The 25,094-nt window shown below is 41.3% G+C and carries 18 protein-coding genes; 7 read left to right on the top strand and 11 right to left on the bottom strand.

Annotated elements, in window-relative coordinates; all coding sequences use genetic code 11:
* Positions 1-227 precede the first annotated feature (227 nt).
* Together AC5590_RS21985 and AC5590_RS21980 are read left to right on the top strand one after the other, a co-directional pair.
* Positions 228-6,362, top strand: a complete 6,135-nt coding sequence (locus tag AC5590_RS21985; RefSeq protein ID WP_169265545.1) for a WD40 domain-containing protein — start codon at positions 228-230, stop codon at positions 6,360-6,362.
* A 159-nt stretch (positions 6,363-6,521) separates the two neighbouring features.
* On the top strand, positions 6,522-7,634 hold the full coding sequence (locus tag AC5590_RS21980; protein ID WP_169265544.1) for a serine hydrolase domain-containing protein: 1,113 nt from the start codon (positions 6,522-6,524) through the stop codon (positions 7,632-7,634).
* Between the two features lie 68 nt (positions 7,635-7,702).
* Here AC5590_RS21980 and AC5590_RS21975 read toward each other — a convergent pair whose 3' ends face one another.
* From AC5590_RS21975 to rsmA, 8 genes are all read right to left on the bottom strand, one after another.
* Positions 7,703-8,998 carry a hypothetical protein gene (locus AC5590_RS21975; protein WP_248277247.1) on the bottom strand — a complete coding sequence of 432 codons (1,296 nt, stop codon included), beginning with the start codon at positions 8,996-8,998 and terminating at the stop codon, positions 7,703-7,705.
* Positions 8,999-9,107: 109 nt separating this feature from the next.
* Entirely contained in the window at positions 9,108-10,427 is a 1,320-nt protein-coding gene (locus AC5590_RS21970; protein ID WP_169265543.1) for an APC family permease, read from the bottom strand.
* Between the two features lie 107 nt (positions 10,428-10,534).
* Positions 10,535-11,830: a serine hydrolase gene (locus tag AC5590_RS21965; protein ID WP_169265542.1), complete on the bottom strand. Its 1,296-nt coding sequence runs from the start codon at positions 11,828-11,830 to the stop codon at positions 10,535-10,537.
* An 11-nt stretch (positions 11,831-11,841) separates the two neighbouring features.
* Positions 11,842-12,072: a hypothetical protein gene (locus AC5590_RS21960; RefSeq protein WP_169265541.1), complete on the bottom strand. Its 231-nt coding sequence runs from the start codon at positions 12,070-12,072 to the stop codon at positions 11,842-11,844.
* 262 nt (positions 12,073-12,334) lie between these two features.
* Positions 12,335-13,849, bottom strand: coding sequence for a cryptochrome/photolyase family protein (locus AC5590_RS21955; RefSeq protein WP_169265540.1), 1,515 nt, complete (start codon positions 13,847-13,849; stop codon positions 12,335-12,337).
* A gap of 249 nt (positions 13,850-14,098) precedes the next feature.
* Positions 14,099-14,419 (bottom strand): DUF3082 domain-containing protein, encoded by a 321-nt coding sequence (locus tag AC5590_RS21950; protein WP_169265539.1) that lies wholly within the window; start codon positions 14,417-14,419, stop codon positions 14,099-14,101.
* A gap of 41 nt (positions 14,420-14,460) precedes the next feature.
* Positions 14,461-15,411, bottom strand: a complete 951-nt coding sequence (gene ispE / locus AC5590_RS21945; RefSeq protein WP_169265562.1) for a 4-(cytidine 5'-diphospho)-2-C-methyl-D-erythritol kinase — start codon at positions 15,409-15,411, stop codon at positions 14,461-14,463.
* A 186-nt stretch (positions 15,412-15,597) separates the two neighbouring features.
* Positions 15,598-16,446: a 16S rRNA (adenine(1518)-N(6)/adenine(1519)-N(6))-dimethyltransferase RsmA gene (rsmA, locus tag AC5590_RS21940; protein ID WP_169265538.1), complete on the bottom strand. Its 849-nt coding sequence runs from the start codon at positions 16,444-16,446 to the stop codon at positions 15,598-15,600.
* Between the two features lie 15 nt (positions 16,447-16,461).
* Between rsmA and AC5590_RS21935 the strand changes: the two genes are divergently transcribed.
* Complete coding sequence (locus tag AC5590_RS21935) at positions 16,462-16,665, top strand: hypothetical protein (protein ID WP_169265537.1); 204 nt, start codon at positions 16,462-16,464, stop codon at positions 16,663-16,665.
* Here AC5590_RS21935 and AC5590_RS21930 read toward each other — a convergent pair.
* Positions 16,662-18,041 (bottom strand): endo-1,4-beta-xylanase, encoded by a 1,380-nt coding sequence (locus AC5590_RS21930; RefSeq protein ID WP_169265536.1) that lies wholly within the window; start codon positions 18,039-18,041, stop codon positions 16,662-16,664. The two genes, AC5590_RS21935 and AC5590_RS21930, sit on opposite strands and share 4 nt — an antisense overlap.
* 455 nt (positions 18,042-18,496) lie before the next feature.
* Between AC5590_RS21930 and AC5590_RS21925 the strand changes: the two genes are divergently transcribed.
* The 4 genes from AC5590_RS21925 (at position 18,497) to AC5590_RS21910 (ending at position 21,834) form a co-directional block, all read left to right on the top strand.
* On the top strand, positions 18,497-18,709 hold the full coding sequence (locus AC5590_RS21925; RefSeq protein WP_169265535.1) for a CAB/ELIP/HLIP family chlorophyll-binding protein: 213 nt from the start codon (positions 18,497-18,499) through the stop codon (positions 18,707-18,709).
* Positions 18,710-18,764: 55 nt separating this feature from the next.
* Positions 18,765-19,010 carry a hypothetical protein gene (locus AC5590_RS21920; protein ID WP_169265534.1) on the top strand — a complete coding sequence of 82 codons (246 nt, stop codon included), beginning with the start codon at positions 18,765-18,767 and terminating at the stop codon, positions 19,008-19,010.
* A gap of 417 nt (positions 19,011-19,427) precedes the next feature.
* Positions 19,428-21,197: a S8 family peptidase gene (locus AC5590_RS21915; RefSeq protein WP_169265533.1), complete on the top strand. Its 1,770-nt coding sequence runs from the start codon at positions 19,428-19,430 to the stop codon at positions 21,195-21,197.
* Positions 21,198-21,573: 376 nt separating this feature from the next.
* Entirely contained in the window at positions 21,574-21,834 is a 261-nt protein-coding gene (locus tag AC5590_RS21910) for a DUF7219 family protein (RefSeq protein WP_169265532.1), read from the top strand.
* Positions 21,835-21,918: 84 nt separating this feature from the next.
* Here AC5590_RS21910 and AC5590_RS21905 read toward each other — a convergent pair whose 3' ends face one another.
* Positions 21,919-23,778, bottom strand: coding sequence for an alkaline phosphatase family protein (locus AC5590_RS21905; protein ID WP_169265531.1), 1,860 nt, complete (start codon positions 23,776-23,778; stop codon positions 21,919-21,921).
* Between the two features lie 239 nt (positions 23,779-24,017).
* Complete coding sequence (locus AC5590_RS21900) at positions 24,018-24,941, bottom strand: FTR1 family iron permease (protein ID WP_169265530.1); 924 nt, start codon at positions 24,939-24,941, stop codon at positions 24,018-24,020.
* Positions 24,942-25,094 lie beyond the last annotated feature (153 nt).

Below are 25,094 nucleotides of genomic sequence, written 5' to 3'. Positions count from 1 at the left end.
AATAAATGAAACAATTCTGTAGGGTGGGCATTGCCTAAAATAGATTTTCTCGTAGAACGTAACTTTTTGCTGGCAATGCCCACCATTAGTTTAATTCTGTCCACCCACTTACAGTGGTTTTCTCTAAGGTGGGCATTGCTCATCGATTTCAAATATCACGTAGGTTTTTCTGAGCAATGCCCACCCTACTAACTAACTACTAACTGACTAACAACTAATAACTCAATATGATGAATCAGCAGGGGCAAATCAAAGAGATTGCAGCTTTTAACGAAAATTCCTTACAAGAGTTAACTTGGGCGATTGAAAGTTCTAGAGGAGAATTTTCGCTGATTTTGGCACTCTGTAATTCTGCGAGTTTGCGACGGCGGCTGACACAAGAATTGCAAGCATCTTGTTCTGTGAAAATTCGTGAGATAATTTTGGAGCAGTCTGTTACAACTCTCTACACAACAATTCAAGCAGAACTGGGTAACGAGCATCCCGAAGCGTTAATTGTCTCTGGCTTAGAGTCGGTAAAAGCGATTGATTTGATGCTCAGAGGTGCAAACCAAGTCAGGGAAGAGTTTCGCAAAAATTTCCCCTTTCCTATAGTGTTTTGGGTAACAGATGAGGCGGTGCAAAAGCTGATTCGTTTAGCGCCTGACTTCCAAAGCTGGACAACAACAGTTGAGTTTGCTATCCCTACTGAAGATTTGATTCAATATATCCAGCAAACGGCTGATGAAGTTTTTGCCAAAGTTTTAGAAGTGGGCGCAGGGAGATTTCTCGATAACGCCGCCCTTAATTTGGGAATTGGTTCTCCACGACGCACCGAGTTAGAGTTAGCGCGAGTAGAATTGCAAAATCGTGGCGTCACGTTACATCCAGAAATTGAAGCGAGTTTAGAGTTTGTCTTAGGTCGAGATACTCGTGGTTTGGAGGAGTCTCGGCAACATTACGAGCGTAGTTTAGCACTTTTGCCGAACACCAACTCCCCACTTCCCAAATTGCTAGAGCAACGCGCTTGTCTACTTTACTGCATGGGCTTGTGGTGGCGTACTTATGCTGTATTAAATCATGTGGAGAGCGAACGCGCTCATGCCACTACTAAAGATTATTTTCAAGAATGTATAACCGTATTTGAACAAGCTAACCGCCAAGATTTAGTAGCTAATTTTATCAATGGTTTGGGAGGAGTGCTGCAACGTATGCAGTGCTGGGATGAATTAGAACCCGTTGCTCGTAAAGCAATAGCTTTGCATCAAACCTATCCCCATCAGTTTAGACTGGCGAGAGCTTATGGTTTTTTGGCTGAGGTAGCAGTTGCTAAATCCGCTTGGAAAGAAGCTCAAGAAGCAGCAAAACAAGCTTTGGCAATTTTGGATAGTGCAGCATCCACCGCAGAAAATTCTGTATCATCAGAAACAATTGCCGATTTAGAATGGGAGCAATCGTCTCACCAAGGTTGGTATTTATTTACCTTAGCAAAGGCACAAATCGCACTTGGCGAGAAAAAAGAAGCCATAACTACCCTAGAAACAGCTAAAGCACGAACTAAAGCACAGTACGAACCAGAGCTTTACATTCAGATTTTGTGCGAGTTACGCGACTGTTACTTTCAACAAGGTGAATATCTCAAAGCATTTCATATTAAATTAGAACTGCGATCCAACGAGCAAACGTATGGTATCCGTGCTTTTATTGGTGCGGGACGATTACAGCCAAAGCAACAGGTGACAAACCCCACTTTAGTTCTGGTAGAACAGCAACAGACAGTTGCTCAAGAAATCGCTGCAACAGGAAGAGAGCAAGATATCAAACGTCTCGTCGAACGCGTAGCCCGCCCGGATCACAAGCTGACGATTATTTATGGACAATCTGGTGTTGGCAAAAGTTCGATTTTGCAAGCTGGCTTAATACCAGTGTTGAAAAATAGAGCAATTGGTACTCGTGATGTTGTACCTGTTCTACAGCAAGTTTATCCTGATTGGCTTCGGGAACTGGGCGATCGCTTAGCTGAGGCGCTTCCCCAAAGACGAACCTCTCCCCCAACCCCTCCCCTACAAGGGGAGGGGAGACAAACTCCCCCCTTCCCTAGCAGGGAAGGGGGGCTAGGGGGGTTAGGTGTAAGCGATACCAAAAGTTTTACATCTAACCCTCTCCCTATCAACGAGAAGGAAACAACAGATGCAGCCAACTCCATCCTCAACCAATTGCAAACAAATGCAGATGATGAACTCCTAACAGTTTTAATCTTCGACCAATTTGAAGAATTTTTCTTCGTTTACAAAGATCCAAAACAAAGACTCACTTTTTATAACTTTTTGCGGGAATGCTTAGATGTACCCCATGCCAGAGTCATCTTGGCATTGCGAGAAGATTATTTATATTATCTCTTAGAGTGTAACGATCGCCTCACGAATTTAGAAGTTATTAATAACAACATTCTGGATAAAGATGTTCTTTATTATTTAGGTAATTTTTCCCGAAAAGATGCCAAAGCACTTATTCAAAGCTTTACTCAAACAACCAAATTATTATTAGACGCAGAACTCATTGATGCATTAGTAGACGATTTAGCCGGTGACTTTGGCGAAATCCGCCCGATTGAGTTGCAGGTAGTAGGGACGCAACTGCAAACAGAGAAAATAAAAACGCTGGCACAATATCAAGAACATGGTCCTAAAGAAGAATTAGTAGGAAGATTTTTAGAAGAAGTCGTCAAAGATTGCGGTGCTGAAAACGAGCAAATCGCAAAACTGGTGTTGTATTTGCTCACAAATGAAAACAACACTCGTCCCTTAAAAACTCGTGCTGATTTGGAATTAGAGCTAGAGGTAAAAGCTGAAACACTCGATTTAGTTTTATTAATTTTAGTGAAATCGGGGTTAGTATTTAAAATACCAGCAGTTCCGGCTGACCGCTATCAGTTAGTACATGATTATTTGGTTCCCTTTGTTCGTCAGCAGCAATCAGAGCGATTGATTGCAGAATTAGAAAAGGAGAGAGAGCAACGAAAGTTAACAGAAGCGAAGCTAAATCAAGCACTGAAAAAGCAATTGCGAGATGCGCGTCGAGCAACATTTACCCTAATAGGATTCTTAGCGATCATTACTGGAGTTGCAATAACAGCAACAACAGTTGGAATAAATTTGTACCTTACAAGTCTCAGTTCATCCTCAGCACAGAACAAACAGCTCAATCAACTGGTATTAGCTTTAAAAGCAGGGAAAATACTACAACAGTTACCATTTGTAGCAATACCTGGAACACAACTCACAATTTCGGCACAACTGAATCAGGCAGTTAGTTCAGTAACTGAACTTAATCGTTTGGAAAGGCATAAGGATGCTGTTACGCACATTAGCTTCAGCCCTAATGGTAAAGTACTAGCTACAGCAAGTAAGGATAAAACCGTCAAACTCTGGGATATTCATGGCACCCTCATTAAATCTTTAGAAACGCATACTGATACTGTGACAAACACTAGCTTCAGTCCCAACGGCAAGATGTTAGCCACAGCGAGTAAAGACAATACAGTGAAACTCTGGAAACTTGATGGCAAAGAAATTCAAGAGATTAGTAGTTGGCAAGCGCACAAAGGCGGTGTTACCAACGTCATTTTCAGCCCTGACAGCAAGATGCTAGCCACAGCAGGTGGAGACAAAACCGTAAAAATCTGGAGTATCGATGGTACAAAGATTGCGACTATAAAAGGGCTTAGTGACCAGGTGACAACACTTAGTTTCAGTCCTAACAGCAAGATGTTAGCTACAGGTGGTCAATACGACACCGTAAAACTTTGGAATCTTAATGGCACACCAAGGAGCTCTATTGATAACTATGGTGCCATAACTATGCGTTTCAGCCCCAATAGTCAGAGTATCACTCTAGCTAATAAAGATGGGACAGTAAAGCTTTGGTCTATTAACGATCCTTTTAAGAGTACTTTGATCAAAAATAGTAATGGTTGTCGTAAGATCAGCCTTCATACCGCTAGTTTCAACTCTAAAGGTGAATTTCTAGCTTACGATGATACCTCAGATGAAAAGAACACATTATTCCTTGCACAATCAGAACAAGTTGGCTGCCCTTTAATACGTTTAGAACACAACGACAGTATTACCCATATAACTTTTAGCCCTAATGGCAAATTGCTGGCATCAGCAAGTCAAGACAAAACTGTAAAACTTTGGAACGTTGAGGCTTTTACTAGTAACAGCAGCACAAGACCCAAAGTAAGGTATAGCTTTGATGGCAAGATTATTGCTACTGGTACTACTAACGATAACACAGTAACGCTCCAGCAGCATGACAGTAAACAACTCAAAACGATTCCAGCAGATAGTTCAATCCTCAGTTTTAGCCCTGATAGCAAAACTCTTGCTACTGCTAGTGCTGAAGATATTGTCAAACTTTGGAGTCTTAATGGTAAAGAAACTATTTTAAAAGGAGATCACAGTAGTATCACTAGTATTAACTTCAGTCCTGACAATCAGCTAATTGCCACTGGCAGTAGCGATAATTTAGTGCAACTGTGGAGTAGTGACGGTACCTTGCTGAAAAACTTGCCTGGACACACAGGTAGCGTCAACAGCATTAGCTTCAGTCCTGATAGCCAAATTATTGCCTCTATTGGTGATAACACGGTGAAACTTTGGCATCGTGACGGTAGGCCGATCAAAACCTTGACTGGACATACTAAGAATGTTGAAGAAGTAGCTTTCAGTCGTGATAGCCAAATGATTGCCTCTATTGGTGATGATAACGTGGTGAAACTTTGGCACCGTGACGGTAAGCTGATCAAAACCTTGACTGGACATCCAGATAACGTTACAAGCGTCGAGTTCAGTCGTGATGACAGCATTATTGCTTCTGTAAGCAGTAGTAAAAACAGACCTCAGAACAGCCAGATAATACTTTGGCGGAGTAAAGATGGTCATTTGCTTAAAACCATTGATAACTATGGCATCAAAAGCGTTAGTTTCAGTCCTGATGGAAAAACTATTGCGTCAATCAATGGTGACAATACTGTCAAACTTTGGAGTCTTAAGGGGAATTTGCTTGTAACCCTCAAAGGACATAACGATGAAATTAATGACTTGAGTTTCAGCCATGATGGCAAAATGATTGCCACTGCAAGTAATGACAGTACCGTAATCCTTTGGAGAACCAGTGATGGCAATCCCTACTGGAGAACCAGTGATGGCTATCGCATCAACACTCTTCGCGGACACAGTGGTGCAGTCTATAGCGTCAGTTTTAGCCGTGATAGTAAAACCATTGCCTCAGCAAGTAAAGACAATACAGTTAAACTTTGGAGTAGCAAAGACGGTCGTTTTATCCAACAGCTGAAGCAGAGTGATCGAGAGAACATTCAGAATTCAGATTATCATCTAGTCCGTTTCAGTGAAGATGGCAAGGTCATAACTTCTGTCAGTGATTTCGCCAAATTCTCGGGTAGACAGTATAGGGATAACTATACAGTGAGAGTATGGAGCAGTGACGGCAAAGAACTTAAAACTCTTCGAGGAAATGGTGAGTTCAGTGGCTTAAGTCCAGATGGTAAAAGAGTTGCCCTTAGTCCAAATGGCAAAATAGTTGTCTTTGCTAGTAAAGATAATGCCATAAAACTCTGGAATCTTAATGGTATTTTACAAGCAACCCTTAAAGGACACAGTGACTGGATCAACAGCGTCAGTTTCAGTCCTGATGGTAAGACGATCGCCTCTGGTAGTGATGACAAAACTGTGAAAATTTGGAACAGTAATGGTAATCTAATCAAAACCATTAAAAAGCATAGCGGTAAAGTTAACAGCGTCAGTTTCAGCCCTAATGGCAAGACGATCGCCTCTGGTAGTGATGACAAAACTTTGAAAATCTGGAATAGTAACGGCACTCCGCGCCAAACAATCGATAAGCATACCCAGAGAGTCACAAGCCTGAGTTTCAGCCCCGATAACAAGACCATTGCCTCAGCTAGTGATGACGGCACTGTTAAGCTTTGGAACAGCAGTGACGGGAGAGAAATTGAAAATTTCCAGCAGGATACCACATTATATAGTGATAATCCGATTAATGCCCTAAATTTCAGCTTAGATGGCAAGATACTTGCTTACGATGGCGTTGGGTTCAGGCGAACACAGCTTTATCTCCCTAACGGTCTTTGGTTCAAAACAGCCACGCTTTCCTCAATTTCGGATACTAGTTTCATCCCTAGCAGTGAACCTCTTATTGTTGCTGGCAATGATGGCAAGTTGGTTTTGAGTTTGGGTTTAGATGATTTACTAAAACAAGGTTGCAACATAGCACGTAATTATCTCAAGAATAACCCGAAGGTTGATAAGAGCGATCGCACTCTCTGCGACGACATCAAATAAACAACCCCAAAGTTAATCCACCACAGACGCGTTAACAAAAAAATTTCCCCACAACTCTAAGCGACTTGTACACTCTTGAGAGATCTGGGGGAACAGCTAGGCATTTATTGTGGTCGATGTCTTTGAAAATGACTGTCACTTCAATATTTTTAGTCTAGAATGTCCAAAATTTTCTTCCGCAGGCAATTACTTAATCACGGTATTAAAGCTTTAATCGGTCTTTCTACTTTAAGTTTAATTAGTCTACAGCGTAACCGTTCCGTTTCGGCGACAGATAAGGTTATTGCCAATCTAGAAACCCAAGTTCCTGTGTGGATGCAAGGTGCGTTAATTCCTGGTTTAGACTTAGCAATTATTCGGGATGGACAACTGTTTTGGAGTCGCGGCTTTGGGGTAAAGAATAGATCTACGAAAAATCCTGTCACTAACGATACTGTATTTGCCGCTGCTTCCTTGAGTAAGCCTTTATTTGCTTACACAGTTTTTAAAATGGTGGAACAGGGGAAACTAAATTTAGATACTCCATTAACAGAATATACTGCTAAACCCTATATTTCTGACCCGAGAATTAAACTTATCACTACTCGCATGGTACTATCTCACACCACAGGTTTTCCAAATTGGAGTGGTGATGATCCTCTCAAGATTGAGTTTTCTCCAGGTACAAGATTTAATTACTCAGGAGAAGGCTATCTCTACTTACAGAAAGTCGTAGAAGAGATAATCCAACAACCTCTAAGCGAGTATTTACAAAAGCAGATTTTAGAACCCTTGGGAATGAACAGCAGTAGCTTCATCTGGCAACCAGCTTACCAAACAACTGCTAGTGACGGACATGATCGCCAGGGTAAACCCATACCTACAAGTAAACCGAAACGAGTAAGTGTAGCTGGAAGTTTACGAACGACTGCCAGTGACTATGCCCAATTTCTTACCGTTCTGATGAAGCCAGGTGAGGCTGATAGTCCTAGACTAACAGAAACGAGCTTAAATGAGATGATGCGATCGCAAATTCAATTTAATCAGTCTCTATCTTGGGGCTTAGGTTGGGGATTGGAAAAAGTGAAAGATACTTCTTTCTTTTGGCATTGGGGCGATCTCACTACATTTAAATGTTTTACACTGGCTTCCAGAGAATTAGGCACAGGAATCGTGATTTTAACGAACAGTCAAAATGGCTTAAAAATTTGCCAAAACATCGTCTCCCAAGCAATTGGTGGACAACATCCGGCGTTCAATTTTAAGATGTATAATTACTCTCTAACGCATTAAAATTGCACACTTATTCTAGCGCTGATTAGCAGAGCACTACAAATTTGTCTGTATTCATCTGTGCTATTTTACGGTTTCTGAGTTTTTTTTGCCTCTGCTAACATTAAATTTGAATCATTCACTCCAAATTTGTAACCAACTCCAAAACTCAGAGGCTTAATACTCTTATTTGTTATATAAACTTTCCTCAAATCAGCTTGATAGCGGTTTGCAAACAAACCAATAGGGTTGGTATAATTGCCATACAAATTTAAGTTCCATTTTGAATTGTCAAAAGCTTTGAAAGGCATACCAGAATCATCTTGCAATACATAGTTACTTTGAGTCAAAATTAACTTTTTAATATCGGAAAAAGTTTCGTAGTACATCAAATACGATGCAGCTTTGAGATAAGTAACTTTATTGTCTAATTGACCAACAAATTTTTTAAACTCAGGTCGTTTTTTCAGTCCATCATCTGATAAATCAGTTGAGAAATAATACAGAGTATCAGCTTGAGATTTTCCTTTTGGGACAAACGTCATCTTGACTCCGGAAACCATACCTTTTTGGAATGGCTGGACTTTACCATCTGTGTCTAATCCAATCTGTTGTACATCAAGGATACGATTTTCAGTACGTGCCAGAAATACATACAAAATCGGTAAAACTCCTTGTTTCTGTAAGTCTACCTTCATTTCATTCGTGAGGAAAAAGCTAAATCGCAAAATTGCATAAAGAGAACCTCTGACTTCCTGCAACTTCAAATCGCGCTTACTCTCTGAAAGACTAGCCAAATCAAAAAGGCTACCCACTGGTTCTAAACCCACTAGTACGTATTTATTGCCTTTTGGAAAAAAAGAATAAGCATATAAAAAATCAGGTCCGCTGAAGGGATAAAAAATAGACTTATAATTAATTTGCTTAAGTTCTTGCTGCGACCATTTTCTAACTTTCGTTAATTGTTGATTTTCTAATTTTGACCAAGTATTATCAAAAAATCGGCGATGATCTTGCCAACTTTCATTCTTTTGGAATTGAGATAAGGGACTTTTACTATCTACATTCATACCAGCAAGGAATTTAGCTGTGTTCGTAAATTTGTCAGATTTTGCTTGGTCGAATGTTGGAGTTGGTTTTGGCGAAGCTTGAGGAGTTAAGTTTACGGAGACTGATTGCTGATTTTCTTGCTTGCTGATTGTATTGTCTTTCTTGATTTGGTTTCCATAAACCCAGTTCATGATAAAGTAACTTGCACTACAAAGAACGCTACAAACGATAAAAAGGAAGATAATGTTTGTTTTTTTCATTTTTTGTTCAGATGTTTTAAAAATATGTAGTTTTTTACTCAATACCGACAAGACTCTTATTCTATTTTTGAGCAACTAGGTAATTTTTTTCTGACTTCACTATTGGGCATTTGTACGACCCACTTTTAGAAATGAAATCGTAGTACTATAATTCTTTGTGATTTATTTCGCAAATCAAGACTCCTTAAGAAAAATTCACTTTATTTTTAGTTGTGAATAGATAAACAACTATACCGATAGCTAAAGTTGCAAATCCTGCTAAAGATTCAACTGGTTTATCAAGCAAAATAAAGACCAACATCCACATACTAATTGCTAAAAAGATAATGGGTGTAATAGGATAGCCCCAAGTACGATAAGGTCGGGGTATGTCAGGATATCTGATTCTAGCAACGAACACCCCTAATACAGTGAGAAACGAAGATAAAGTTAGAGTGAATCCTAGATAAGTAATGATTGCCTCAAAACTAGAAGTAATAAGTAAAACTGTCACCAAAAATAATTGAAGGATAATTGCATAGTAAGGAATATCCTGAGCATTCTTTTTGGCAAGTACTTTAAATAAGGGGATATCTTCGCCAATAACTTGGGTAACTCTAGGTCCAGCTAACACCATTGAACTTATTGAAGAAATGAGTCCTACAGAAATGAGTAACCCCATTATCTTTGCCCCATTTATGCTAAAAAACTGATTGGCAGCTATGTAACCCACCTCAACTTGTCCTGCTAATTTTTCTATCGGTGTAGTATACAAAAACATTAAATTCAGCAGCAAGTATAACACCAGAACAATAAGAGTTCCAAGAATTAAAGCACGGGGTAAATTTTTTTCTGGTTGTTGAACCTCATTGCCTAAATAAATAGCTGCATTCCAGCCTGAATAAGAATAGATGACATACACAAGAGAAATCGCAAACGGAGAACTGAAAATTGTCTCGACATCTGCTGCTGTAGGTACAAAGCTTAATGGTTGTGGTTTTGCCAACAGAAAACCACAAATTATCAGCACAACTATCAACAGTACTTTGAGCACAGTGAATATGAGTTGAAACTTACTGCCAAATCGCAGATTTTGAGTGTGAATTAAGGAAACTCCAACCACGACTAATAAAGCTATTGGGATTGAGGGAAGGATGGGAAACACGCTTTTTAAATACTGTCCTAAAGCCATTGCAGCAGCTGCAATTGGTGCTGCAAAGCCTACTGTCACCGATACCCATCCCGATAAAAAGCCGATGATGGGATGATAAATACGAGATAAATAATAGTACTCACCACCGTTGCGTGGCATTGCTGCTCCTAGTTCGCTGTAAGACAAAGCACCACATAAGGCGAAAATGCCTCCTAGGAACCACAAAAATAGAAGCGCAAAAATAGATTTGATATTTACAACTTGGAAACCTAAGCTAGTAAATACGCCTGTACCAATCATATTGGCTACTACAATACAGGTAGCTGTAGACAGGTTGATACTCTGAGAGTTTTGTTGCTGATTTAAGGACATTCTTTTGTTTCTTATCTTGATTCAAGACTTAGGATACAACTATTTAGGATTTTTGCAGTGAGAAAATTTGATTCTGTGTATAAATATCTGGAATGTTTTATTTTGATTTATAATTTTTCATTTGGAACTCCGCTTTTGGGCATTGACCTCGAATTGCGAGAAGTCATACGGTTATAAACAAGACGAGAGATCTGTGGAAAAATTTGTGTATCATTGGCGTATGCCGAATCCTCAGCAAAAATTGTCAAAACATAAGTAGCTCCACTATTTCCTGTGGTAATCATTGCAGTCTCCGCGCGGGAAAGAGAAACCCAGCCAGCCTTAGAATAAAATTGGGCATTAGTTTTAGATAAAGACTCACCAAAAAAGGTTTCAACAGGGTTAAATCCATCAGATTCTAGCTGTTTTTTTTGCAAAACTTTGGGATTGAAATCTCTTTTTAGCCAAGCGCACATTTTTTTGCTAGCTTGTGGAGAAACAGCTTGACCTGCGTAACAAATTTCGTACAATAGTCTGGCTCCCTGTTCGGTTGTGATCTTATTCCAATTCCAAATTGGATTGCCTAATATTTGCAATTCGCTGCCTTCGGGTTCTGAAAGATTGAGGTAGTCTATCGGAAATGTTTTTTGGCTAATATTAATATGGTTGTAACCTGCTTTCTCGAAAAATCGGTTAACTTGTTGACGTTTGTTTTTCCAAATTTTCAATTTTTCACTCTCTAGTTCTGGTTCAGAGTGCGTATCTGTCACTTCGTCAAGAATGAAGCTAGCAGCCTCATTATCAGACTCCTTAATCATCTTCGCTAGATAAGGAGTAAAATCTTGTTCATTTTTCCAAAGATTGCTTTCTATTTGAGCATATAAAATTACCATCCAAAATAACTTGACTACGCTGGCTGGATATCTCGGTGTATCTTGCTGATATGCCCCAGTCTCACCAGTTTTTGCATCTATCAAGGTAATAGATAAAGCCTTTTTGGGCAGATCTTTAGCAGTCGTAAGATTTACAACATCGTTGACAATTGCTTGCAACTCCTGACTCTGCTTAAATTTTGGAGGTGTTTTGAGATTGTAAACAACTTCTGAATGTTGTGTCGCTTGACGAAAGGGAATGGGCAGTGACTTGGCAATAGCCCAGTCAGGAAGTTTTGGAGGAGTCGTAGGTGAATGGAACGCTTCCTTGGGAGATGATGTAGCAGAAACCTGGACAGGAAGTTTTGCAGGAGTGGTAAGTGAATGGAACGCTTGCCTAGAAGATGATGTGGCAGAATGTTCTGTTTGATGTTTGGTTATTAAAGTGGCTACTACAATACACGCAATTGTCAATGTAATAATCTTTACTTTACCAATTAAGCGTAGTTTTGAGAGTTGGTTAAGAAAAATGTTTTTGCACGATTTCCCCATATTTTTCTAACTTATGAGAGAGGAAAAATATAAAAAGTATAGAAAGCCACTGTATATAGCAATATTAAATCATAAGCCACTTCATAAAACCACAAAAATCTGGATAATCTAGACGTAATAGCCTCAGCTGCGATCGCTGGCAACTGTGGTGCTTGTTGCGACATCCTATCCCATAAGCAGCAGAAGTCATCCACGTCACAGAAAATCTGTGTCACATCTAACCGAGATACTACAGTTTCCATTGCTCAGACGTTATGCGTATTTTTGTCTAAATACAGTCTCAGCTTTTTTTGTACCTTTTTCAACCCGTCGAACTCACGTAAAATTAATCTACCACAGACACGTTAACAAAAAAATTCCCCCACAACCCTACCGACTTATACAGTCTTGAGAGATGTGGCGGAACAGCTAGGGATTTATTGAGGAACTATCACAATTAGAAAAAGGTTTTTTAACCTCAGATTTAGTTTGCCCATCAGGAAATTTCTCGTTAATCAGCAGCTGTTAAATTTTTTCTCCAGATAATTGTTGCACATGCCAATCTCGCGCTTGCTGACGGATAGTTTTTAACTCTTGTTCAGACATTCGCTTAAGATGTTCCAAAATATAGCTCATCCGTCCTTGACACTGAAGTTGATAGCTGTGACGCAAAAGAAAATCCCAGTAGAAAAAATTGAAAGGACAAGCGTTTTTGCCGACACGTTCTTTAGGATTATAAGCACATCCCTTACAATAATCACTCATCTTGTTTATATAGTTCCCAGATGCAGCGTAAGGCTTTGATGCCAAGATTCCACCATCAGCAAATAGCCCCATACCAATCACATTTGTCTGCATCACCCAGTCATAAGCATCAATAAACATGGCATGAAACCAATTTTCTACCGCTTGGGGCGAAAGACCTGCAATCAGAGCAAAATTACTCAAAACCATCAGCCGCTGGATATGATGAGCATAACCAGTACGTAGCAACTGAGTGAGTATCTGGTGCAGACAATTCATCTTCGTGTCACCCGTCCAGAAAAACTCAGGTAAAGGTTGGGTGTGTTCAAAGTAATTTTTTTCTGGATAGTCTGCACTCACAAAATGGTAAATGCCATGCATATATTCCCGCCAACCCATAACTTGACGGATGAAACCTTCTATGCTGTTGAGAGATAGTTGGTTTTGATGGTAAGCTTTCTCTGCTGCTTGAATAACTTCTAGAGGTTGGAGTAACCCAATATTCAGATACGGGGATAGCATACAGTGCCACATTGTCTCTTCCCCTGTCACCATTGCATCCTGGTAAGGACCAAACTCTGGTAGACGATTTTTGATAAACCAGTCTAATATTTCGAGTGCTTGAGAACGAGTGACTCCCCAGCGAAACGGTTCTACTTCTCCGTAAAGTGGAAAACAAAGAGATTTAACGTGTGCAATCACATCCTGAGTAATCTCATCTGGTTCAAACCACTTGGTTGCTGGCGTATTCAACGTACCTTTTGGCGGTTTACGGTTCTGTTTATCAAAATTCCACTCTCCCCCAACTGGCTTATCTCCCTCCATCAAAATTTTAAAACGTCGCCGTCCGTCTCGATAAAAGCCTTCCATTCTTAAACTTTTACGACGTTTCGCCCAGGTTGTAAACTTTTCGACACTCCATAAAAAATGATTGTTAGGAATAAGAGTAATTGTGCAATCTAAAGAAGCCAATTTTTGAATCATTTGGGTGAATGGTTTATCATTTGGCGTCATCACCCGCAACTCAGTTATTTGGTTTTCCTTAATCCATTCTTGGAGTGGTGTTTCAAAATCTTCTGCTAATTTGTATGTGACTGAATAACCAAATTCTCGTAATTCTTCAGCAAAATGTCGCATTGCAGACCAAATCAACACCAGCTTTTGTCGATGGTAAGGGCGTTCTTGGACATGACGCAGCGACTCAATCATAATCACAGGCACTTTATCTTGACAACTTTGCAGTGCTGCTTGTTCTAGCCAAAGTTGGTCGCCTAATATCCAAACACCTATGGTCATTTTTTCCTCTCTCTGTGTCCTCTGCGTCTCTGCGGTTAAAAAAGCAGGTATTTTTAAGCACCGGAAGGGAGTAAGATTTTGCTTTCAATAATTTGCTAATCTTGCCTGTATCCACTCAATATGTTGATTTCTTCTTAGTTTTGCCCAAGTTTTAAAACAGTGAACAGTGAACAACTGATAACTGATAACTGATTTGTTTGAGTTGTAGTGTTACCATACTCGCTTTGCTCAAATTCACGCATTCACGCATCAGCTCTTCTGCTTTGTCAATTGCTGCACCAACAACTGCACCCCCAAAGCCAGTAACCCGATCGCCACTATCGCAAATACTGCAGTTCCTAATGCCATAACACCCACAACTAAGGTACGCACTGCAGAAGAAAGCTTCAGTACTATAACGTTATCTGAATGAATGGGTTTGGTTGCAAAACTTGTCGCTGTGGCAATCATTAGAGAGTATAATCCATACCCAAGTGCTCCCGAAATCATTGCCCCAATCACACAACGTAAGGGACTTGATTGAACCTGCGTTTGAGCTTCTGTTTGTTGTGTTAGATTTTCGTCACTCATAAAATCTTCGCGTCCTTTGCCTGTTTCCGGCTATCTTATCCTTACACTGACGATGCTATCTGAATTCCATGTGAAGTCATGCGAGTCACAAACAATTCTAAATCTTCATCAGGAATAGTCTCCCTCACACGAAGCTTCACTTGTTCAGCCTGCTGTTGCGACTCGCAAATAGCAAATACACTAGGACCAGAACCAGACATCATTGTCCCCAAAACACCAGCGCTAGCAAATGTCTCCCGCAATTGTAAGACTTGCGGATACTCTGGTAACACCACGCGCTCTAAATCATTATGCAGCTTTTGAGCAATTTCCGTTGCGTCCTGATTGAGAATCGCTTTCACTATTGGTCCAGAGTGTATGGCTGCAGCGCGTTCGCTCAAACTGTGGATATCATTAAGATAGGAATCACCAAATTGTTCTCGATAGCTTTTGTATGCCCAAGGGGTAGAGACTGCAAGACTACGGTATTTAGCTAATACTATATATATGTTGTTTAAACTGGGAAGCGCAGATAGTTGCTCACCTCTTCCTGTGGCGATCGCTGTTCCACCGCCCACACAAAACGGCACATCTGAACCGAGTTGTGCTCCCAATTCCTCTAACTCTGACTGAGTTAGCCCTAAATTCCAGAGTAAATCTATTCCTACCAGCACCGCTGCAGCATTCGTCGAACCTCCAGCTAACCCAGCGGCTACAGGTATGCGCTTATTGATGGTAATGTCAACGCCGCCATATTTGGCAAAGCTAGATGGAAACTCTGTCGCCATAAGATTCGCAGCTTTGTATGCAATATTACTATTATCTGCGGGTACTTCCGGATGGTCGCAACGAACGCGGATAGCTTGTCTATCGCTCGCTTGTACAGAAATTTCGTCAGATAAATCTATACTTTGAAGTATCATGACTAACTCATGATATCCATCAGCACGCGCACCAAGAATTTCCAGATGTAAGTTAATTTTGGCAGGGGCGATAAGGGTGTAAGAACGCATATTTAACAAATCAGTGAACAGTGAGTCCAGTGCTGCAGGAGGGTTTCCCTCCGTAGGCATCTGGCGAACCCGAAGGGTAAACAGTGAACAGTGGACAGTGAACAGTGAACAGTAAACAGTGAACAACTGATAACTGATAACTGATAACTGTTTTAACCGCTTAATGCTGAGAAAGTAGAAAAAAACTCAGGACTCATCACTCAGTACTAACAACTCATTTGCTAGAGTTACCCATTGACTAACGCTGAGGTCTTCAGCGCGAGCTTGAGGGTTTATTTCTAATTTTTCCAGTAATTGTGACAGGCGATCGCGCTCTACAACTGATTGCAAATTATTTCGTAACATTTTACGTTTTGATCCAAAGCCGAACTTCACCAAAGTTTCTAATTGTCGCGTATCTGTGGCTGGTGGTTCCACAAGACGTGGGACTAAGCGCACGATTGCTGAGTCTACTTTGGGTGGTGGCTGGAATGCTCCAGCCGGGACAGTAGAAATTAACTCGCACTTTGCTAAATACTGCACTCGTACTGATAGCGCCCCAAATGCTCTTGAGCTTGGTTTTGCGACCAGCCTTTCGGCAACTTCTTTTTGTACCAACAGTACTATCAAGTCATAAGGTTGGGGGTTTGGGTTACTAATTGTCCCCAAAAGTTTTTCTAGAATTGGTCCTGTAATATTGTAAGGAATATTAGCTACAACTTTATTCTGCTTGCCAAACGCCGCAAAAGGTGATAATAAGGAAGGTAAATCTAGTTCTAGAAAATCTCCTTGCACGAGTAAGAAATTTTCTTGGCGTCCGAATTGTTTTGTTAGGCGATCGCACAAATCCCGGTCTATTTCCACTGCAAGCAAAGATTGTACCAAAGGTAATAGACGGCGAGTCAGAATCCCTGTACCAGGACCAATTTCCAGAACGCAATCAGTAGATTGTAACTGAGAAGCTTGAATAATTTCGTTAAGAGCTTTTTCACTTTTGAGCCAATGCTGTGCAAAGACTTTGCGTGGTCTTACTTTTTGAAACTCTTTTTCTATCATGCTTCTAGTTTTTGTGTGAACTACCGACAATTATCCGTCAAGGAAGTGTGGGCTTTTAGCCCTTCGGCTACGCTCAGGGCTAACGGTGAGCGACTTGCATCGAGCGAAGTCGAGATGAGCCGAACCGTTAGCATCCTCGTGTTAAGAATTGCGGTACGGGCGATCGCCCGCACCAACGGTTATCGCGTACTCCGTATGCCAACTGCTATCCGAAGCTAGGTTCCTATTGTCAACTTCGTACCGTTGCGTGAAAGTGTTGTGGATACTGTTTTACTTACAAGGTTATTCTTTGCGGTAACTTCATAGTCTCCAAGGAAGCCCCGGACTTTGTATTCTCCATTGGCGTCAGTTTTGCCAACCACGTCAGTCCACCACTCCTTATAAACCAAGTCCATGTAAACCTTGCCACTCAACTTGAGGTTCCAGTCCCTGTCATAGATTGGTCCATTTTCAAACCATTGTGCACGATCCCAAAAACCCCACATTATGAAGCCATTTGTCGCCGGATGGCCAAAAACAGCCGTCAGACAATCGCGTGTTATGTTAGCCTGTGACTGCTTATCAGAGGTAAAAATATCGAATTCAGTAATTTTAATTGGAAGGTTGAATTTAGCCAAGCGGTCAAGGATGCTTACTAACTGTGGTATCGAAATAATACCATCCATTAAGTGAGATTCTATACCAATACCTCCTAAAGGTGCTCCGTTATTAAGTAGGTACTGAATCTCACTTTCATATTGGTCACCGTGAGTGCTATTGTTATAGAAATTCTCGTTAATGTAGAGAACGGCATTTGGATCTGCCTCATGAGCGGCTTTAAACCAATCTACAAGAACCGACTGACCGAGAATTTTCTGAAAAGCGTTATTGTCAGATGGCTCATTGATAACATCCCAGTCGTTTATCTGGCCCTTTAAATACGCTACCTCGTCACGGATGTGGGTAATGATAGTATCGCGCAAAACCTTATCGGCGGCTGCCTGTCCTTGCTGTTTCAGCGTATTGTTGTACAAGGTTTCCAAGCTGGGTGGCGAATTTTGGAAACTCGGCCAGACAAGATTGTGACCACGTACTGTCAGGTTTTTGTCCCTAAGCCACTTGAGAGTTTCGATGGTTCGTGGACGTAACTCCAAGTTGTCCCACTTTGACCACTTAAGACCATTTTCGATGACCGCTTGATTGAATAGGTGTGGGATACTGTCTCGATACTTGTTAGCATCAGGGTTCGTTGAGCCTGAGTATACAATGTTTTCATCAACTGCACTACCAAAGTTGTAGGCGTGGCGCTTCATCGCAACGTGTACGTCTGCATTAGGGACAGGTGTACCGTTGGCATTGGTCACTAGGACCGTCAAATCACCTTTGCGGTATGTGTTGATATTGTTCGCAGCAGCTTGACGCCACGCATCATTAGAGGAAACCTGCGCGATTAGGTTATTGCCTTTTGTCTGCTGAACTGGGGGAACCGCTTCTTGCGCTAGTGTCAGCGTAATATGAATACCGAATACGATGAGAAAACTGACGAAACCCGATAGCAGTATGCGACTTGTTTGTCGCCTTCGTTTCCATTTCTGCTGCTTGTTGTGATCACGCATATTCACCCTTTGTTGCTTTTTTGATACAAGTGGTTTGATTTGAAAGCGAACTATAAGCTCAATCAGCATTGGAATATTACATTAATGTTCGATAAGAAATTATTTATTGTGTGTGAAGATTCAGGTCAAAGAAAAGGGGTGTAGGGGTGTAGGGGAGACAAAAGCTACTGGGGAAGGGAGAGGGGACACAGACCACAGAAACGGAGGTGCTTCACGTAGTAAAGCACCTTTTTATTCCCTGCTCCCTGCTCCCTACTCCCAGCCCCCAGCTCCCTACTCCCAGCCCCCAGCCCCCTACTCCCAGCCCCCAGCCCCCTGCTCCCAGCCCCCTAAATACGGTTTTCCGTACCTCTTAAGTACGGTTTTGACTCATGATTTTTTCTGTAAACGACTTGCAATGTTTCTTTACAATCTGTTACATTGATTAACAAGAAAAACAAATTGAGGAAAAAACGATGACAGGACGCACTTACGTTGTAGAAGAAGGCAACAGATTAAACAGCTACGCCATTGAACCCAAAATGTACGTGAATGAAGAACAGACGTTTGGCTTCACTGAGTATGCAGAGCTACTTAATGGACGTTTAGCAATGATTGGCTTTGTCTCGCTCATAGTGCTCGAAGTTTTGACAGGACATGGTTTGATTGATTGGATCGCAAGTCTGTAATAACAAATCTGAATTTTTAGAAAACGACCAATTTGTATAAATCAAGAGTTGACAAATGATTACAAAAACTGACTTTAACTTTCCTAAAAACGAGCTTGTTGGATCTGTTGTATTTAGACCTGATTTCAACAAATCTGAAGTAATCACTGTTAATCAAGCTTGGTCATTATTTTTCACTGCAGGTCAAGAAGATAAAGCACTGGGAACAAACCCTGAATTAGGCCGTTTTTTCACTTACCTATTCATTGGTGTTGGAGTAGCGGGAACTCTATGGGCTACCATTTTCAACAGCCTTGCATGAATAGCTATCTCAAGCTTGTAGTTAACGTAAAATCTTCAAAGAAGTCCTGGTTACCTTAACCGGGGCTTCTTTTTTTGGAGTAGAATCTACGCAAATACAAACGCTCTACTCATTTTTTTCAATTAAAAATTATTGGTAACCATTCCACGTGTGTAGAGACGTTGCCCTCCTGCAGTACTGGTTCACGCCACATGCCTCAACGCGCTTAACCCGCGCACGGTAGTGGCTCCCCAACGCACTGCCTCACATGCAATGTCTCTACATTGCAATCGTGATAACGGTATTGCGTTTTATTTCACGCTGTTCTGGAGAAACCTTTTCAGGGAAAACTGACACCGTAATCATCAATCGTTGCAGTGTAGTTAACCACTGAATTAGATTTAAGGCTAAAAACTGATTTCACCAGAGGAAAATTGTATGAGCGATAAGCAAAGCTTGCATCCATTGGCAGATCGCGAGCAACTCAGCAACTCAAATAACTTGGGTGCTAAGTTTGAAGGTTTTTTTCTCCAGATGGTTCTGCCGGGATTGGAAGACAGAGTTCGAGAAATTGTTACCAAAACACTGGGTTCAAATTGGAAGCTTAAATCGATTGGAGATAATCGTACCGAGTTTGAAGTCAGCAAAAAAGCAAATACACTATCAGTCAAAGAAGCTTGGGAGAAAACATATCATCTGCGTTCTCAACCGGGCGTTGTGGATGCACAGCCATTATTTGCTGTTCCTCTACCGTCTTCTGACTGGAATCAACAGTCAAAACAGACAGTTGCAGCTTTTCAAACAGCTGTAGACGAAAGCAGTGATGTAGAGTGGAGTCTCAAGCAGCTTCGAGTTTTAGAGACATGGTCACGCTTTTTTCCTGATCCGAATCTACCACCAGGACATGGGGTTGTCATTGGGCTTCCTGATACAGGTTACACGAAACATCCAGAAATTGTGGCAAATCTACTCCTGAAAGAAAGTTACGATTTTCTCAAAAACGACAAAGACCCAACAGACGAACTCGAAACACATCTAGGCGAAATTATAAACAAGCCAGGTCACGGCACATCAACAACCAGTGTCATGATCAGCCAAAGAGGCGCACAAAGCAATTACCCAACCGGAAAATCTGTAACGGGAGTCGCACCTGGTGCCAAAGTTGTACCCCTTCGAGTCTCATACTCAGTCGTTTTATTGAGTGTAACTAATCTTGCTGACGCGATTGAGTACGCGGCTACTCATGGTGTCCATGTTCTTTCAATTAGCTTAGGAACTGGATTGTTCAACCAGCGTCTGCGGACTGCGATCACATATGCTCAAAAACGCGGCGTCATTATTGTAGCAGCCGCTGGTACTATGATTCCCTACGTAGTTTGGCCTGCTGCTTATGACGAAGTTATTGCTGTTGCTGGTAGTAATCCTAAACGTGAGATTTGGTGGGGTTCATCACGGGGAAGTCAAGTAGATGTGACTGCCCCTGGGGACTCAATTTGGTATGCAAAAACCGATAAGGAGAATGGTGAGTTCAAATATAATGTTCTGCAAGGCTCTGGTACTTCATTTTCTGCACCACTAGTGGCGGGTGTGGCTGCTTTGTGGTTATCCTATCATGGACGCGACCAACTCATCCAACGTTATGGAGCGGAAAAGATTCCCTTCATTTTTAATCAGATTCTGCGTGACAGTTGTGAGAAATTTCCAACATGGAAGCCCAATCTCTTTGGTGAAGGTATTGTCAATGCAGAGAAAGTACTTGCTGCACCACTACCTGATAATGTCACTAATTCAGTCATTGCACCAGCGTTTGCCCTAACAGCACATCCATCTATAGATAACGGCAGACTCGATACGTTTGTCCATCTCTTCGGCCAGCAACTATCAGACAGTCAAGTTGATGGTAATTTTGCTGAAATAAGTCGAGATAACGCTAAGCTACGATCTTCTCTTGCAAAACTGTTACAAACAACAGAAACAGAATTACCAAAGCGATTGAAAGAGGTAGGACAAGAGCTAGCTTTTTACTTTGCTGTTAACCCAGAGCTTTACAAGCAATTTGCAGCTGCTCTATCTAGTAAACAACCTTCTGGGACTCAACTGGAACCAAAAACTTTGACTGAGTCACCAAAACCAAGGAATTTGGATCAGATACGTGAGAAGTTGTTATCACAGGGTGTATCTAAAGTCCTGCAAACAAAACTGAGTTAAAGCAACCTTTTTGTTAAGTTTTGTAAAGAAGTAGCAAATCTTGCGTAATATTCTTTGTTTGAACAGACAGCTATAACATATGCTGCAACAACGATTGTGAAGACCCCCTGCCTGACAAATTGACAGTGCAGGGTTTTTTTTGCGCTGCGAGAGGTTATCCATCATATAAAGTCCTGTAAATCATCATACCTAAGTAATGTTTTTTAGAACACACAGATCAGACTACAGAGTAGGAACGAGAGAATTGAGTTCTGAGTTCTGCATTCTTCTTTAATCATTTTTATTTATGAAAACAACAATTAAAAATATTTGCTTTTATCGTTGTTGTGTAGAAACATAAAGATATAAGAAAAATTTTTTAGCCAAGAGGTGGATTATGAAACGGCAAATAGACAAATATGACTTTCTTTATCAAAGACGAAGTTACCACGGTAACTTCACGCCAGAGGCTTTAGTGTTCAACGCTAATTTACAAGAATTTGCAACACGAGTTGGCTACATTAGCAATTTACAAACTCTTGGAAAGCTCTCTCCACAAGATGCCAACCAGCAAATAACTGAACTCTGGGAACGTTTACAACAAAGCTATTCAGAACTGGGGATTGATTCAAACACAGAAACTAAGGGTTGTATGTAATTGAATTTAATTCTCAACACCAACTCCCGAAATATGAGTCAAAAATCGCTGATAGACAGTACATGCTGTGTCAAAGTCGTTTAACTATAGTCCAAGGGTACGACCTGGGAATCCAGCAACATCAAAGTAGCGAGTTCTTCCTACTGTTTGGTACTTGAGGATGGTCTTTAAACCGTTAGCAGCAGATAGAGATTTCAGCGTAAAAGATTTATACTGAATGTTATCAGATCCACCAACTAGCGCTTCATTTAACACTCGACCAACTAGTTTACCTTGAGTGGACAACTTCAATTTCAGTACTTTCGCTATGGTGACTGCCACATCTGCATTACTTGCAGGAGCTAAGTCTTCATAGTCTTGTTTAAAGTCAGGTCCAATTGCTGCCATTGTGTTGAAAGTATCAGCACGACTAAAACTACCGTGCATTCCCTGTCCTTGCTGCAAAGGTGTATCGGCTAATTCCGCACCACACGCTGTAGGATTGCCGCAACCTGTATCGAAGGAACGAAAGTTGACTAAGATGGATGGCTTGGGAGTGCGTGCTGCACCTCGAAGAGCGATCGCCTCCATTGATAAAGTCCCAGGAATTTCTCCCAAAGAATCATCCACAAATATCCCACTAACATAGTCCTGCTTCAGCAGCAAATCTACAATCTTTTTGGCAGTTGCTTTTTTGTTTGCTGCATTTGGGAGGTAAAGTAAATCAGAACCGCCATTACCAGCAAGGATCACATCTGGGTTTTTGGGATCTTCCCCAATGACACTATTTTTAGAAAACTGTCCAATACTAGGATCTACAGCTGCATTCTTATTATCTGGGTCAAACAGAGGTAACTTCAACTCCTGAGCAATATCAATCGCCACAAAACCAGGTGGGATAAAACCTTTTGGAACCTCCGGATAAGAAAGCGTCGCCGAATAACTGGTTTTACTCTCCTTACTAATTGTCGAAAATCCGTGGTCAGCAGTCAAGAATATATTTGTGCTTTCTTCTAAACCCAAATCCTTTAATGCAGTGCGAATTTGAGCCAGGTTTTTGTCAACATTCTGACGCGCTGCTTGCACTGTCGGACCATTAATACCAGGAACAAGCTGGTTAAGACTATCGCCGTGATTATGCTGCGTACCGTCTGGATCACGAGACCAGAAAACGAACACAAAGGGTTTTTGCCGTTGCTTGAACATTGGCAGAATCACCTTAGTCGTCACATCAGCAAAATATTGCTGCTGAGTTGTATTAGCAACTTTAGTACCAGGAGTCTTGCTGTCGCCAGATTTGCCATTGTCACCGCGTGAAGGTGCTGCTGTTGGTAACGAGTTTTTGGCAAGTTGTTCACTCACTTCAGAACTCAAGGAAATTCCTGTGGGTGTCCCAGTGGCGTCATCAAAAATGATCGTTGGTTCACCTTTTTGCAAAGTCACATCTTGAATCAAAACTGGTCCAATTTTTCCGACTGCAGCAGTGCTAAAACTTGATTTTCTTGCAGCTTCTAGCAGAGTTTGTTCGTTGAGGTAGTTAGCACCAAATTGTTTGTTCACTTCTTGGAGAACAGCATTGTTTTCTAAGAAGGGGACAAGGCTGTTTTTGGCACTTTTGACTGGGGCATTGACTTGGATAGTATTGCTAAAGTCACCAGTATCGCCTAAATAGTGACCGGTGGCGATCGCCGAAGCATTAGCAGTCGTAAAAGTCGGAAACAAAGAGTGACTATTGGTAAACTTGACACCCCGTTCCCGTATCTCATTCATGCTTGGGGTATCGGTAGGATTGATCCAAGTTGGACGCAGCCCATCCGCAACAAATATGATCATATTATGTTGTGTTGCTTGCTGTTGTGTTGTTTGCCCAGAACGTTTTCCAGGCGATGCTGTACACGCTACGATAACTGCAATCACAAAAAGCGTTAGAAATACCCACCGGCGACCGTGTGTAAAAAACCGCATAAACTTCCGGATGTGAGGACACCAAGATTGTATGACTAGAAGGTTAAATTTCAATCTTTAGGACTTACGCACAAGAGATCCCCCAACCCCCTTAAAAAGGGGGCTTTTAAGATTCCCACCTTTTTAAGGAGGGCGATCGCTCTTGAATCGGCGCTAAAATCTTTCCCTCTCCTTTATAAGGAGAGGGATGCCCGACAGGGCAGGGTGAGGTTTTCCCACGGACATGATATAAATAAGTCCTAATTAACTTTGGTGGCTGGCTTTAGTTGTGTAGGTTGGCTAAGACTGCGGAAATAGAGGCTACCCACAACCACCCAAAACAGAAGATATCCTACAGCCTGAACGAAATAGAGTTTTTGCGTATAGCCAAATAAAGTTTTCAGCAAGATTCCAGGAAACTGTCGATCAGGTAAAATACCTGAGAGATCCCAAACTTGGGCACCTAAAAGACAAGAAGTATTTCCTTGTCCGCAAGCATCAGCAACTGAGGAATTAATTTGAGTATAGGCGATCGCCGCCGCATCAAGATGGCGGAGTGCAGAAATCACTAATCCAGAGACAATCAGCAGCAGGAACACGCCCATCACCTGGAAAAATTTGCTCAAGTTGATGCGGATACTCCACTTAAACAGTAGCATCCCGATGAGAACTGCCATACTTAGTCCTCCTATTGCCCCAAGTACGGGTGTCCAACCTTCTTGAAACTTAGCGACGATAAACAAAGCCGTTTCTAAACCTTCCCGAAATACGGCAATAAAAATTAAGCTGAAAATCGCCGAAGCTGCACGATTGTCTTCACCTAAAGCAGTTTTAACTGAGCCTTCGATTTCCGCTTTAAGAAATCGTGCTTGTCGTGTCATCCAGATTAACATCCAGCTGAGCATGGCGATCGCAATTACGCCCAGTCCCACCTCGAAAAGTTGCTTGAAGACAGGTGCATACAGCAAATCAGATGTCTGCAATCCTTGGATTCCCAGATTTAGTAGTAAACCGACAACAAAACTAGCTAAAGTGCCGCTGATAACACCTAAGTATACCCAACGATGCAACCTTTGTTGTTCAGCTTGCTGTAAACAGGCAAAGACGATTCCGACAACTAAAGCAGCTTCGACACCTTCTCTTAAGGTAATGAAAAATGTTGGTAATGCAGCACTCCAATTCATAGTAATTCGTAATTAGTAATTCGTAATTAAGCAACCCAGATGAAATCTGACTTTCTAAATTTACATCTGTAGTCTCATATCTTGCACCAGCTTTTGGATCCGCCAAGAAATAAATTTCTTGGCTTAAAACTCAAGTAAGCTAAAGCTTACTGA

The sequence above is a fragment of the Brasilonema octagenarum UFV-OR1 genome (genome assembly GCF_963888615.1).
GTDB lineage: Bacteria > Cyanobacteriota > Cyanobacteriia > Cyanobacteriales > Nostocaceae > Brasilonema > Brasilonema sennae.
The sequence above is the reverse complement of the archived record's forward strand: the minus strand, read 5'-3'. Positions and strand labels throughout refer to the sequence as shown.